Raw genomic sequence first — 12,389 nt, 5'->3', positions numbered from 1 at the left:
GCCCCGAGTCCAATTCGACTCGGGGCCTTCCCCGTTCCTGGCTCGTCACCGGCCGAGCTGCGATGATGGTCGGCATGAGCGCTCCCGACGAGCAAGACGCCCAGCGCGTGACAGCCGAGGAGTTCGACGACGGAGCGACTTCCGAGCTCGGTGACATCGAGATCGTAGACGGGCGCGTCGTTCAGATGATGGCGCAGAGCCCGCTGCACAGCCGGGTGGTACGACGGCTGGCGGGGCTCCTGGAGGCAGCACGTCGCCCCGGAGGGCCGTGCATGGTGGTTGATTCCGACGTCGCCGCCCGCTTCGCCGACAGTGATTCGGCCGCCCCCGACCGCCGCTTGAACATTCGGTACCCCGATATCTGGATCCGAGACTGCGAGCCGTACAACGTGAATACGGTCCGCGACCACATCCTGCTCATCGTCGAAGTGACCTCCGAATCGACGATCGACGCCGACATCACCGACAAGCGCATCCAATACGCCATCGCGGGTGTCCCGAGCTATCTGATCGTCCGACTGGACCAGAAAGAAGCGCGAATCGAGGAAATCGAGGAATACCGCCTCGACTGGTCCGGCCGCCGCTACCGCGCCCACGACGTCCACCGCCGTGTCCTCTTGCTCGATGATCCCGTCGAGGCGACGATCCCGTTCGACGTCTTGGAACAGGCTTAGGGGTTCGACCGGTCGGAGGTGAGCGGTTCACCCGGCGTAAGGATCCGGGCAGCGGCCTCGGCGCGGTCGACCCAGTCGAGCCAGGGGCCCGCGCCGAGGCGGGGTTCGCCGTAGCCGTCGGTAGTGCGGACGATGCGGGTGCCGGGCTGTTCGAGCCAGCGGACCAGCAGGCCCGCCTCCTCGGGGAGGGCGCCGCGCAACGGGGGGAAGGCGGGGGTGTCGCCGGAGTCCGGGAGCGGTTGGGGGAGGACGGTTTCGGCGGCGGCCACGAGGCGGTCGACGACGGCCATGGGGGAGATGCCGCGGACCGCCGTGCCGGCGGCGGCCAGGCGGGCGTAACGGATGATCGCGAACTGCCAGCCACCGGCGCCGTCGGGGTGGGCGGCAATCAGTTCGGGGATGGCGGCCAGGGCGGTGAGGCGCTGGGTGCGGCGCAGGGCGCGGACCACCGCGACCGTGCGGTCCCGGAGGCGGGCCGCGGCCTCGAAATGTTCTGCGGTGGAGAGGGTTTCGAGTCTCGCGGCGATGGTGTGCAGCAGTGCGTCGTCCACGCCGGTGAACAGGGCGCGGATGGCGGCGGGGGAGGGTTCGTACTCCTCTATATATAGGGGGCTGTTCTCGGCGGCCGCGGGGCAACCGCCGACGACGGCCGGCTGGCAATCGTGGCGGCCCGTCCGCGGGATCCGGGTGGTGCAGGTGCGCAGGCCCGACTGCTCGGCGAGGGTGGCCGCGATCTCCTGGGCGTCGGTGCGGGAGGTGAACGGGCCCAGCGCATCCCGGGTGGGGGTGCGCGAGACCGCGAAGCGGGGGAAGGGCTCGTCGGTGAGGGTCAGCCACCACGCGCGCTGCGGGAACTTCGAGCGCCGGTTGTAGGGCGGGGTGTGGGCGATCAGCAGTCGCAGCTCGCGCACGCCCGCTTCCAGGCCGTGCGCGCACTCGACATGATCGACGCGGGTGGCCAGCTGCACCATCTCGCGCATGCGGGGGCGGGTGTCGGAACCGGTGAAGTAGTTGCGGACGCGGCGGCGCAGATTCACCGCCGTCCCTATATAGAGGACTTCGTCGGATGGGCCGCGGAACAGGTACACGCCCGGATTCGTCGGAAGGTCCGCGGCCATCACGCGTTTCGCGCGCTGGCGGCGGGTCACCTCGGGGAGATAGTCGAGCAGCTCGGTGAGACTGTGCACGCCCTGATTGCCGACCCGGGCGATGAGCGCGTGCAGCACGTCCACCGTCGCCTTGGCGTCGTCGAGAGCGCGGTGCGTCGGCCGGGTCTCCGCGCCGAGCAGCTGCGCCAGGTACCAGAGCTTGGCGGAGGGCGCCTCGTCCTTGGGCAGCACGCGGCGGGCCAGCTGGACGGTGCAGACGTGTTGGAAGGCAGGCCACGGCAATTCGCACTTCGCGGCGGCGGCCTTCAGGAAGCCCAGATCGAAGCGGGCGTTGTGGGCGACCAGCACCGCGCCGCGCGCGAACTCCAGGAATCCGGGCAGCACCTGCTCGATCCGGGGCGCGTCGATCACCATGGCGGTCGTGATGCCGGTGATCTGCACGATCTGCGGCGGGATGGCGCAGCCGGGATTGACCAGGGTCGCGAACTCGCCGAGCACCTCACCGCCGCGCACCTTGACCGCGCCGATCTCGGTGATCGCGTCGCCCTCGGGGCTGGTTCCGGTGGTCTCCAGGTCCACGACCACGAACGTTGTGTCATAGAGCGGGGTTTCGAGCTCATCGAAGGCCAGCTGTCCGGACACGAGGGGCAAGCCTAGGCGCAGGGTCCGACAACTCCGCCCGAAGTTGATCTTTCGAGGCGACCTGGGGGAATGCTCGAATATGTGATGACGATTCTCGAGATGAAATCCCCGAATTGAGCGAATATGCGCCTTTGTGGCCAGGGTCACAGTTATTCGGAAAATGGATCAATTTTGTGGAGGAGGGCGGTTGGTTCGGGTTCGTGTGCGGCGAGTGCTGGCCCGGTGTCCCGCGCCCGGGCGCGCCGAATGTCGGTCCGGGAATCCCCCAGGTCGCGGGTCATGGCTCTGAACTGGAGTTATGCGGAATTCGCCAAGGTCGGAGGGGCCTCGCGCAGGCGCTTGCTACCGGTGGGTAGCTCTCGGGACGCTCTCAAAAAAACGGCCGCTGTTATCGTTTCGTGATTGTTGTGACGTTTGTCGCACCGAAATGCGAGTGCGCAACAATTTTGAGTCACGCACCGACCGCTGCGGCTTTACAAAGCACCGTTATGTCCTCGTAATCTTCCTGAGACCTCGCGGAGTCCGACGCACCACCGGGTGCGGCGTCGCGGGGCAGATTGGAAGTACCTCACCATGGCGACCACCACCGTCAAGCGACAGGTCCGGGGCATGCAGCGCACTGCGCGTCGCGCCGCCGCGGCCGGCGCCGTCGGCGCTGCCACGCTGAGCGCGCTGCTGCTGCCCGCTACGCCCGCGGCCGCCCAGCCGGTCAACACTCCCGTCGGCACCATCGACGTGCCCGATGCCATCCAGCTCCCCGCCGGGATCCCGGGCCTGCCCGAGTCCCTGCCGGTGGTCATCCCGGCCCTGCCCGGCATCGAGGTCCCGGGCGCCCCGGCGCCCGGCCCGCAGCGCAGCTTCCGTCGGGCCGCGGTCGACGCCGCCATGAGCCGCGTCGGCGACCCCTACGTGTACGGCGCCGCCGGCCCGGACGCCTTCGATTGCTCGGGTCTGGTCCAGTGGTCCTACGCCCAGGCCGGTGTCAGCCTGCCGCGCACCAGCTACGAGCAGGCCGGCGCGGGCAGCCCGGTCTCCTACGACGCTCTCGAGCCGGGCGACGTGGTGTCGTTCTACGGCGGCGGCCACTCCGGCATCTACATCGGCGACGGCAATGTCGTGCACGCGTCGACCTCCGGTCAGCCCGTCAAGGTCGCCCCGATCTCGTCGATGCCGTTCTCGGGTGCCACGCGTATCTGATCCCTTGCTCTACCGGGGGATTCGTCCCCCAGCCGACCGCGGGCGGACGACCCGCGGGGGAAACGGCGACCGTAATGCTTCCGTGGCCTGCTGGACACAAGCGGTCGCCGTTTCGTAATCTTACCGAGACCTTCTGACCGGCTCGGGGTAAGAGAACGGGACGACACCAGCGGTGGCAGCGCAGCAGCGACATCAGCGGACACACAGTGAGCGGACCAGGCGACTGGTAGGAGGAGCCTTCACGGTCGGGGCCCTCATGGTCGGCACCTACGGCGGCTACGGCTTCGCCGGGGCCGATCCGGTGGCCGCACCGGCTTCCGCCGGGGACGCGGTGCAGAAGCTCATCGACCTCTCCCGGCAGTCCGAGCAGATGAATCAGCAGGCGCTCGACGCCCAGGCCGATCTCGACGCCAAGTCCGCCACCGCGGACGTCGCCGACCAGCGCGCCGCCGACGCGGCCGCCACGCTGGACGCCGCCAAGGCCGAAATCCGCCGCTACCAACCGGTCATCGAACGCGCCGCGACCTCCGCGCTGCTCGGCAGCCGCACCAACCGGATCACCTCGCTACTGGTCAGCAATTCGCCGCAGCAGCTGCTCGACCAGATGTCCATCGTGGACCTGGTGGGCGCGCGCACCAATGATCAACTGGCCCAGTATCAGAAGGCCACCACCGCGGCCGCCGCCGCCGAATCCGGCGCCCGCGCCGCCGCCGACTCCGCCCGCGCCGCCAGCGCCGCCGCCGACCGGGTCCGTACGGACCTGGAGGCCAAACGCGCTGCGCTGCAAGGCTCGATGGCCCAGGTCATCGCCGCGTGGGGCCAGCTCTCGGCCGGTGACAAGTCCGCGCTGGCGGGCTCCATGTTCCCGCCCGGCTTCGATCGCGACAGCCTGCTCAAGGGTCTGGTCCCGGGGTCGGGCACCAGCGCGCTGGCCGCGGGCTTGACCCGCGTCGGCGATCCGTACGTCTGGGGCGCCACCGGACCGGACCAGTTCGACTGCTCCGGCCTGGTGCAGTGGGCCTTCCATCAGGTCGGCAAGAGCGTGCCGCGCACCTCGCAACAGCAGGCCGGATTCGGCACGCCGGTCGACCAGAAGGACCTGCAGCCCGGTGATGTGGTCTTCTTCTACTCGGACATCTCGCATGTGGGCATCTACGCCGGCAACGGGTTGATGCTGCACGCGTCGACTTTCGGCGTTCCCGTCCAGGTCGCGCCGCTGGGTTCGACCCCGTTCCATTCGGCTCGTCGGTACTGAACGAGAGGCGGCGATGAGCGCTCTGCGGCAGGTCCGCGGCTGGCTGTCGGCGAAACGACGGTTCCAGTTCGTGCTCACCCTGGTCATGGTCAGCGCCCTGACCGGCGCGTGCGGCGCGCTGCTCATGCTGCCGAACTCGGTGCTGCCGACGCTGCGCGCCGTGGTGCCGGGCCAGGACGCGAGCCAGGCCACCGATCCGCAGGTGCCACTGGTGAAGCGGTCCATGGACGCCTACGGGAAGGTGGTCGCCGAACCGGTGCCGACCGGATCGGGCCGGACCGGCATCGTGCTCGGTCATCCGGGCCAGCGCGCCGATCTCGATGTGCTGGCGAGCGAACTCGCGGCATCCACCGCGGCGGTCTCCGCGCTGTGGGGTCAAGACTGGAATCGGGCGCCGGTCGTGGTGGTCGCCTCCAGCCCTTCGGAATTCGCGGCGCTGACCCGCGCCACCGGTGACGTGCCCGCCGAGGTCGCCGCCTCCACCGTCGCCGACCCGTACCGGCCCGGCACGCAATTGACCGGGCAGCGCGTGGTTTTCGGGCCGGACGCCGGACGCCGCCTGGGCGCGGACGGCCTGCGCTCGGTGCTGCGCCACGAACTCACCCACATGGCCAGCCGCGCGGTGACCGTCGACGGTTCCCCGATGTGGATGCTCGAGGGTTTCGCCGAGTACTCGGCGCACCGCGGCATGCGCCACCCCGTCACCCAGATCGCCCCGACCCTCACCGCCCGCGCCCGCGCCGGTGACCTGCCCGCCGATCTCCCCGCCGACGCGATGTTCGAACCCTCCAGCGGCAAGGCCTCGCTTGCCTATGAACAGGGCTGGTCCGCCTGCGCTTTCGTCGCCGACCGCTACGGCGATCAAGCCCTGGTCGACCTGTACCGGCAGCTGGCCTCCGGACCGAAGGACCGGGCCGCCGTGGAGGCCGTACTGCGCGACGCGCTCGGCACCACCTATACCGACCTGGTGGGTGACTGGCGCGCCTGGCTCACCAGCCGCACGACCGAGGGCGCGTAAAGCCGGCTGCTCCGCGGGTGCAGTAGGTTTGTGGCATGGGGCGAACTCTGCTGGTTACCAATGATTTCCCGCCGCGACCCGGCGGGATTCAGTCGTATCTGCACGCGCTCGCCCAGCAGCTGCCCGCCGACGAACTGGTGGTGTACGCGCCGCGCTGGAAGGGCGACAGCCACTGGAAGTTCGACGCGCAGCAGCCGTTCCAGGTGGTGCGGCATCCCACGACACTGATGCTGCCGACGCCGCTGGTCACGCGCCGGGCCAGGAAACTGCTGCGTGACGAACAGTGCGACCGGGTGTGGTTCGGGGCGGCCGCGCCGCTGGCGCTGATGTCGCCGGTGCTGCGCAAGGCCGGGGCCGAACGGATTCTCGCGTCCACCCACGGTCACGAGGTGGGTTGGTCGATGCTGCCCGGCGCGCGGCAAGCGCTGCGCGTTATCGGCGATCACACGGATGTCGTCACCTATGTCAGCAAGTACACGCGGCGGCGGTTCGCGGCGGCGTTCGGCGCGCAGTCGGCGCTCGAATATCTGCCGCCCGCCGTGGACTCCGAGGTGTTCAAGCCGGATCCGGCCGCGCGCGCCGAATTGCGGGCGCGCTACGGGCTGGGGGACCGGCCGACCATCCTGTGCCTGTCGCGGCTGGTGCCGCGCAAGGGGCAGGATTCGCTGATCGCGGCCATGCCCGACATCCGCAAGCGGGTCAAGGGCGTGGTGCTGGTGATCGCTGGTGGCGGACCCTACGAGCAGAAGCTGCGCGAACTGGTCGCGGCCCTGGGCGTTTCCGACAGTGTGGTGTTCACCGGCCGGGTGCCGTCGCAGGAGCTGGCCGCCCACCACACCATCGCCGATGTGTTCGCCATGCCCTGCCGGACCCGCGGCGCGGGCCTGGATGTCGAGGGCCTGGGCATCGTGTTCCTGGAGGCCTCGGCCACGGGAGTGCCGGTGATCGCGGGCAATTCGGGCGGTGCGCCCGAGACCGTGCGCGAGGGCGAGACCGGCCGGGTGGTCAACGGCAGCAAGCTGGAGTCGCTCGCCGACGCCATCGTCGACATCCTCTCCGACCGCGACGCCGCGGCCGCCATGGGCGCGGCGGGCCGCGCCTGGGTGCAGCAGCAGTGGCGCTGGGATCTCATGGGTCAGCGACTACAGCAGCTGCTGGACCCGAACCAGACGGCGTTGAGAGCTACTCGCTGATGCCGCGCCCTCAGGTTCGCGGCCAAGCGCGGGGAGGCGGAGCGCTCGATTCTGGACTGCGGCTTCATAGACCTGCGCCTTGGGGCGGGGGAGCGAAGCGGAGGAGGGAAGAATCGAGACTTCGGGGCCGCGAACCCGCCCGGAGCGAAGCGTAGGGCAAGATGAGCACTGTGAGCAGTATCCAGGTTGCCGATATGACCTTCATCGCCGCGCCCGGCGAGGCAGTGGCCGAAATTCTGGCCGATCGCGGGCGGTGGCGTCAGTGGTGGCCGGACCTGCAATTGGACGTGCGGGAAGATCGGGGCGACAAGGGAATCCGCTGGACCGTCAGCGGGGGCGCCGAGGGCACCATGGAACTGTGGCTCGAGCCGATGCTGGACGGCGTCCTCATGCATTACTTCATGCACGCCGAACCGCGCGGCGGTGTCGCCGGTATGTCCGGGCGTGACCTGCTGGCGCTCAACCGCACCCGCCGGGTCGCGGGCAAGGTCATGTCGTTCGAGATCAAGGCCCGCCTGGAGGCGGGGCGCAAGGCCGGGGTCGCGCCCGCGGCCGCTCACTAGAAAGGAAGCGTTGCCGCCCATGGCCGATCGAACTCAGCGGTCGATCGTGATCGACGCCCCCTCGGACCGAGTGATGGCCGTCATCGCCGACCTGGAGTCGTATCCGGAATGGGTCTCCGCGGCCCACTCGGTCGAGGTCCTCGACAAACTACCCGACGGCCGGGCCCGCACCGCGCGCTTCGTGCTGGACGCCGGGGTCGTCAAGGACGCCTACACCCTGGCCTACACCTGGCGGCCCGACGGCCGCGCGGTCAGCTGGAGCCTGGTCTCCGGGGAGCTGCAGAAGGCGCAGGACGGCACCTACGAACTGATCGCCCTGCCCGACGGCACCACCCAGGTGGTCTACGAGCTGACCGTCGACCTGAACATCCCGATGATCGGCATGTTCAAACGCAAGGCGGAGAAGGTCATCACCGACACCGCCCTCAAGGAACTCAAGAAACGGGTCGAAGGCTGACCGCCGGCGGTACTGAACGCCCGACCCGCCCCGTCGCCCGAGTCGAGCTGTTCATCGGCAAGGGCGGCGTCGGAAAGACCACCCTCGCCTGCGCGACCGCGATCGCCTACGCGCGGACCGGGCGGCGGGTGCTGCTGGCCTCCCTCGATCAGGCGCACTCCCTGGGCGACGCGCTCGGCTACCGGCTGCGGCACGGCGCGAAACCGGCGGTGGCCAGTGTGCCGCTGCCCGTGCTCGCCACGGCCGCACCCGATCTCGCGAGCGACCCCGAGGCCACCGATCCGGGGCTGCCGGTGGTCGGGTCCGCCGCCGCGCCGACCCTCGACGTCATCGAGGTGGATTCGCTGGCGCTGCTGGAGGATCGGTTCCGGCAGGTGCTGATGATGGCTTCCGGCGCCGGGCACGAGCACGGATTCGATCTGGGCGCACTGGATCCCGCCGAGCTCACCGGGCTGCCCGGGGTGCAGGAACTGCTGGCGCTGCTGGAGATCACGCAGTTCGCGAAGGACCAGCGGTGGGACGTGATCGTGCTGGACTGCCCGCCCTCGGCGGACATGCTGCGCATCGTGACCGCCCCCGACACCCTGCTCGGCTATCTGGAACGGGTGTGGCCCGCGCACTCTCGCACCATGGAGGCCATCGGCGCCGACTTCCGCAAGGCGGTGCTGGCGGTGACCGTCGAGCAGATCGTGGACGCGGTGACCGAAGCCCGTGATCTGCTGGCGGATCGGACTCGCACCGGCGCGCGCCTGGTGACCGTCGCCGAACAGGTGGCGGTGGCGGAATCGGCGCGGGTGCGCTCGGCCGCCGCGCTGCTGGGCCTGCGCCTGGACGCGGTGCTGGTCAACAAGGTGCTGCCGGAGATGCCCGAACCGCACCCGGCCGCGCCGCCGCATCCGGCGGTGCGGTGGTATTTCAACCGGCGCGGTGAGCAACTCGACGTGGTGACCGAGCTGCGCAAGCGGCTGCGCGATGTTCCGGTGCAGGTGGTGGGGCATGCCGGGACCGAACCGGTGGGGTTGGGCTCGCTGGCCGCACTGTCCTACGCGGTGGACGCGAGTGGTAACTGGGTGGGATGGCGTCCGGTCCCTATGCTTGGCACAGACGCGGACGGGGCGCCGCCCGTCGCCGCCGAACCGGTGGTCCGGCTCGAGTCCGGGGCGGGGGTGGCTTCGGTGTTCGCGATGCGCATGCATTTGCCGGTGGTCGATGCGTCGACACTGCGGCTGGGACGAGTGGAGGACGATTTGATCGTGGGAGCGGACGGGGTCCGGCGGCGATTGCGGCTGGCCCCGGTATTGCGGCGATGCACGGTCGACGCCGCCGAACTCGACGGCGACCACCTGGTGATCCGCTTCCGGCCCGACCCGCAGGTCTGGCCGAAATGACGACCACGCACCACCCCCGCCCCGGCCACCCGGAGGAGAACCTCGGCGAATTCGCCGAGGAGCTACGGCTGCTCGCCGAAGCCCTGCTCGAACGCGTGGAACCGGTGCTGCGCCGCACCGCGTCCGACGGGCGCACCGAATGGTCCAGCTGCAGTTGGTGCCCGGTGTGCGCGGCCGCCGCGATCGTGCGCGGCGAGCACCACGACGTGGTGGCGGCCATCGCCGAACACGGCACCGCCATCGTGACCGTGCTGCGCGAGGCGCTCGCGGAGGTGCCGGTGGACCCGGTGATCCCGCCCGATCTGGATCCGGAATCGCCGGAATATCAAGCCTGGCACCGGTACTCGCACGGGGCCGGAACCGATTCCGGCGCAGGCGATCTGCCGTTCGCCGACGCCTACGCGAACGCCCGCGGCGAACACGACGAGGAGCACGGGTCCACGGGGCCCGAATCCACCGCGAGCGCAGCCGAATCCGCCGGCCACCACGGCGCTGCCGCGAACCTCGCGGCGGTGTTCGCGCGGTTCGTGGCGGGTGCGCAGGGTCGTGCGGCGGCCCGCGCCCGGGCCCACCACAACGACGACGAGTCCGACGATTCGATGAGGCGGGGCCCCGGCGCGGCGCGCCGCCCCGAGGACCCGGACCCCGTGTCGGGCACGGGCTTTCGCGCCACAAACGGTGCGGACGATCAGGTCGACGCCACGGCGCAACCGTTCGGGCCGCCGGTGGCACGCCCCGCCGATGACCCCGCCCGACCGGCGGCCCCGGGCGATCCGGCCGCCGGACCGTCCGGTCGTGAGGCCTCCGCGTCCGGCCGCGCCGCGCAGTCCGGGCGGCGGCCCACACGCGGCAAGTATGTGCCCATCGACGTAACCATCAAGGCATGACGGGCGGTGTGGATGTGCCGTTGACCGTGGGTATCGATGTGGGCGGCACCAATATTCGGGCGTCGGTGGTCGACGGTGCGGGCGAGGTCCTCGACACCGTCACCGCCCCGACCCCGCATTCGGCGCGCGCCCTCGAGGACGGCCTCGCCCGGGCGGTGCGCGAGCTGCGCGGCCGCCACGCCATCGGCGCGGTCGGGCTGGCGGTGGCGGGATTTGTCGACGAGGACCGCGCCACCGTGCGTTTCGCCCCGCATCTGCCGTGGGAGGACGCCCCGGTCGCGCAGCGGCTCACCGATCGGCTAGGCCTGCCGGTGATCCTGGAGCACGACGCGAATGCCGCGCTGTGGGCCGAATACCGGTTCGGCGCGGCGGCGGGCGGGCGCAATGTGGTGCTGGTGGCCATCGGCACCGGCATCGGCGCGGCTCTCCTGATCAACGGCCAGCTGTATCGCGGAAGCTACGGCGTCGCACCGGAACTCGGGCATCTGCAGGTGGTCCCGAACGGCCGGGCCTGCGCGTGCGGCAAGCGCGGCTGCTGGGAACGGTATTGCAGCGGAACCGCTCTCGTGGACACCGCCCTGGAATTGCTGGCCACCGATCCGCAGCGCTCCACGGTGCTGGCGCGGGAGGCGGGCCGGGACCCGGGCTCGCTGACCGGTCGCCGGGTGGCGGGTGCGGCCCAGGACGGCGACCCGGTCGCCCTCGAGGTGATGGCGGACTTCGCGCGCTGGCTCGGCCTGGGCCTGGCCTTCGTGAGCGACATCTTCGATCCGGACCTGATCGTGGTGGCGGGCGGCGTCAGCAGTTCGGCCCCGCTGTTCCTCGACGAGGCCCGCGAGCACTACGCCGGTTCCATCACCGGCGCCCGCCACCGCCGCCTGGCCCGCATCCGCACCGCCCAATTGGGTGAGGCCGCAGGCATGATCGGCGCGGCGGAACTGGCGCGCGCGGCGGTGCTCGCCGAGCAGGGTGCCATGCCGGTCGCGCCTGCTCGCCGCTGATCACCACGATGCCCGGGCGGCTCGTCCTCGTTGCCCGGGGCGACAACTGATTTCGTGCCGATCGGGGTAACTCGTCGGGTACGACCAGAATTGGTTTGCTCCTTACCGCGGCACGGGTGTGAGACCGGTCGCGGCAATCAGCCGTCCGCTGAAGTCGCGGGGAGGCGGGGGAGTAGGGTAGGCAAGCGAGTGGTGGTGCCCGCAATGAGGCCGGTCCCGGGTATCGAAAACAGGGGAAAGGACGCGATGTTCTACTGGCTGCTGAAGTTCGTCTTGGTGGGGCCGCTGATGCATCTCATCAACCGGCCCGAGGTCGAGGGCGTCGAGAACATTCCTCCGAAGGGTGCGGCCATTCTGGCCGGCAACCATCTGTCGTTCACCGACTGGTTGTTCACCCCGCTGATGAGTCCTCGCCGGATCACCTACCTGGCCAAGGCCGAATACTTCACCACCCCCGGTCTCAAGGGTCGGCTGCAGAAGTTCTTCTTCTCCGGCACCGGCCAGTACCCCATCGATCGTTCCGGTGCGGACGCCGCCGAGTCGGCGCTCAACACCGCGCGCAAGCTGCTCGGTGAGGGCCGCCTGGTCGGCCTGTACCCCGAGGGCACTCGTTCGCCCGACGGCCGCCTCTACAAGGGCAAGACCGGTGTGGCACGCCTCGCCCTGGAGACCGGAGTGCCGGTGATCCCGGTCGCCCTGATCGGCACCGACGAGGTGTGCCCGCCCGGTCCGTTCCGCTGGCGGCCGCGCAAGGTGACGGTGAAGTTCGGTGCGCCCATCGACTTCTCGCGCTACGAGGGCATGGGCGGCAACCGGTTCGTCGAGCGCGCCGTCACCGACGAGATCATGTACGAGCTGATGCGGATGGGCGACCAGGAGTACGTGGACGTCTACGCCGCGAGCCTGAAGAAGGGCGTGCCCTCGGGCAGCCGCCCCGACGCCGACCGCGTCCCGGAGACCCTGGCGGGCTGAGCCGCCGCACGGCAACGGAAAAGGCCCCGGGAG

At 70.3% G+C, this 12,389-nt stretch carries 12 protein-coding genes; 11 read left to right on the top strand and 1 reads right to left on the bottom strand.

Features of this window, described 5'->3' with window-relative positions; genetic code table 11:
- The coding region (locus ACFV4K_RS30695; RefSeq protein ID WP_379279625.1) for a Uma2 family endonuclease at positions 1–674 on the top strand (674 nt) is incomplete at its 5' end.
- Here ACFV4K_RS30695 and ACFV4K_RS30690 read toward each other — a convergent pair.
- On the bottom strand, positions 671–2,425 hold the full coding sequence (locus ACFV4K_RS30690) for a DEDD exonuclease domain-containing protein (RefSeq protein ID WP_379279623.1): 1,755 nt from the start codon (positions 2,423–2,425) through the stop codon (positions 671–673). The two genes, ACFV4K_RS30695 and ACFV4K_RS30690, sit on opposite strands and share 4 nt — an antisense overlap.
- Positions 2,426–2,998: 573 nt before the next feature.
- On the opposite strand from ACFV4K_RS30690, the gene ACFV4K_RS30685 reads away from it, so the two are divergent.
- The 10 genes from ACFV4K_RS30685 (at position 2,999) to ACFV4K_RS30640 (ending at position 12,356) form a co-directional block, all read left to right on the top strand.
- On the top strand, positions 2,999–3,622 hold the full coding sequence (locus ACFV4K_RS30685) for a C40 family peptidase (RefSeq protein WP_379279622.1): 624 nt from the start codon (positions 2,999–3,001) through the stop codon (positions 3,620–3,622).
- A 256-nt stretch (positions 3,623–3,878) separates the two neighbouring features.
- Positions 3,879–4,877 carry an NlpC/P60 family protein gene (locus ACFV4K_RS30680; RefSeq protein WP_379279620.1) on the top strand — a complete coding sequence of 333 codons (999 nt, stop codon included), beginning with the start codon at positions 3,879–3,881 and terminating at the stop codon, positions 4,875–4,877.
- A 13-nt stretch (positions 4,878–4,890) separates the two neighbouring features.
- Positions 4,891–5,895 (top strand): peptidase MA family metallohydrolase, encoded by a 1,005-nt coding sequence (locus ACFV4K_RS30675; RefSeq protein WP_379279618.1) that lies wholly within the window; start codon positions 4,891–4,893, stop codon positions 5,893–5,895.
- Positions 5,896–5,930: 35 nt separating this feature from the next.
- Complete coding sequence (locus tag ACFV4K_RS30670; RefSeq protein WP_379279617.1) at positions 5,931–7,088, top strand: glycosyltransferase family 4 protein; 1,158 nt, start codon at positions 5,931–5,933, stop codon at positions 7,086–7,088.
- A 170-nt stretch (positions 7,089–7,258) separates the two neighbouring features.
- On the top strand, positions 7,259–7,651 hold the full coding sequence (locus ACFV4K_RS30665) for a polyketide cyclase / dehydrase and lipid transport (protein ID WP_357094963.1): 393 nt from the start codon (positions 7,259–7,261) through the stop codon (positions 7,649–7,651).
- 19 nt (positions 7,652–7,670) lie between these two features.
- Positions 7,671–8,108, top strand: coding sequence for an SRPBCC family protein (locus ACFV4K_RS30660; RefSeq protein ID WP_379279615.1), 438 nt, complete (start codon positions 7,671–7,673; stop codon positions 8,106–8,108).
- Entirely contained in the window at positions 8,105–9,496 is a 1,392-nt protein-coding gene (locus ACFV4K_RS30655) for an ArsA-related P-loop ATPase (RefSeq protein ID WP_379279626.1), read from the top strand. The genes ACFV4K_RS30660 and ACFV4K_RS30655 overlap by 4 nt, the downstream gene beginning before the upstream one ends.
- The gene (locus tag ACFV4K_RS30650) at positions 9,493–10,383 is read left to right on the top strand and encodes a hypothetical protein (protein WP_379279614.1); all 891 of its coding nucleotides are present in this window, start codon (positions 9,493–9,495) and stop codon (positions 10,381–10,383) included. The genes ACFV4K_RS30655 and ACFV4K_RS30650 overlap by 4 nt, the downstream gene beginning before the upstream one ends.
- Complete coding sequence (locus ACFV4K_RS30645) at positions 10,380–11,384, top strand: ROK family glucokinase (protein ID WP_379279612.1); 1,005 nt, start codon at positions 10,380–10,382, stop codon at positions 11,382–11,384. Before ACFV4K_RS30650 ends, ACFV4K_RS30645 begins: the two co-directional genes overlap by 4 nt.
- 246 nt (positions 11,385–11,630) lie before the next feature.
- Complete coding sequence (locus tag ACFV4K_RS30640; RefSeq protein WP_379279610.1) at positions 11,631–12,356, top strand: lysophospholipid acyltransferase family protein; 726 nt, start codon at positions 11,631–11,633, stop codon at positions 12,354–12,356.
- Positions 12,357–12,389 lie beyond the last annotated feature (33 nt).

Source organism: Nocardia sp. NPDC059764, assembly GCF_042732555.1.
Taxonomy (GTDB): domain Bacteria; phylum Actinomycetota; class Actinomycetes; order Mycobacteriales; family Mycobacteriaceae; genus Nocardia.
Note: the sequence above shows the minus strand (reverse complement) of the source record. Positions and strands in the feature narration are given on the sequence as shown.

What these genes read in the sequence shown, in the direction of transcription:
- ACFV4K_RS30685 (WP_379279622.1), top strand. Translation starts at nt 2,999, where the DNA reads ATGGCGACCACCACCGTCAAGCGACAGGTCCGGGGCATGCAGCGCACT.
- ACFV4K_RS30680 (WP_379279620.1), top strand. Translation starts at nt 3,879, where the DNA reads ATGGTCGGCACCTACGGCGGCTACGGCTTCGCCGGGGCCGATCCGGTG.
- ACFV4K_RS30675 (WP_379279618.1), top strand. Translation starts at nt 4,891, where the DNA reads ATGAGCGCTCTGCGGCAGGTCCGCGGCTGGCTGTCGGCGAAACGACGG.
- ACFV4K_RS30670 (WP_379279617.1), top strand. Translation starts at nt 5,931, where the DNA reads ATGGGGCGAACTCTGCTGGTTACCAATGATTTCCCGCCGCGACCCGGC.
- ACFV4K_RS30660 (WP_379279615.1), top strand. Translation starts at nt 7,671, where the DNA reads ATGGCCGATCGAACTCAGCGGTCGATCGTGATCGACGCCCCCTCGGAC.
- ACFV4K_RS30650 (WP_379279614.1), top strand. Translation starts at nt 9,493, where the DNA reads ATGACGACCACGCACCACCCCCGCCCCGGCCACCCGGAGGAGAACCTC.
- ACFV4K_RS30645 (WP_379279612.1), top strand. Translation starts at nt 10,380, where the DNA reads ATGACGGGCGGTGTGGATGTGCCGTTGACCGTGGGTATCGATGTGGGC.
- ACFV4K_RS30640 (WP_379279610.1), top strand. Translation starts at nt 11,631, where the DNA reads ATGTTCTACTGGCTGCTGAAGTTCGTCTTGGTGGGGCCGCTGATGCAT.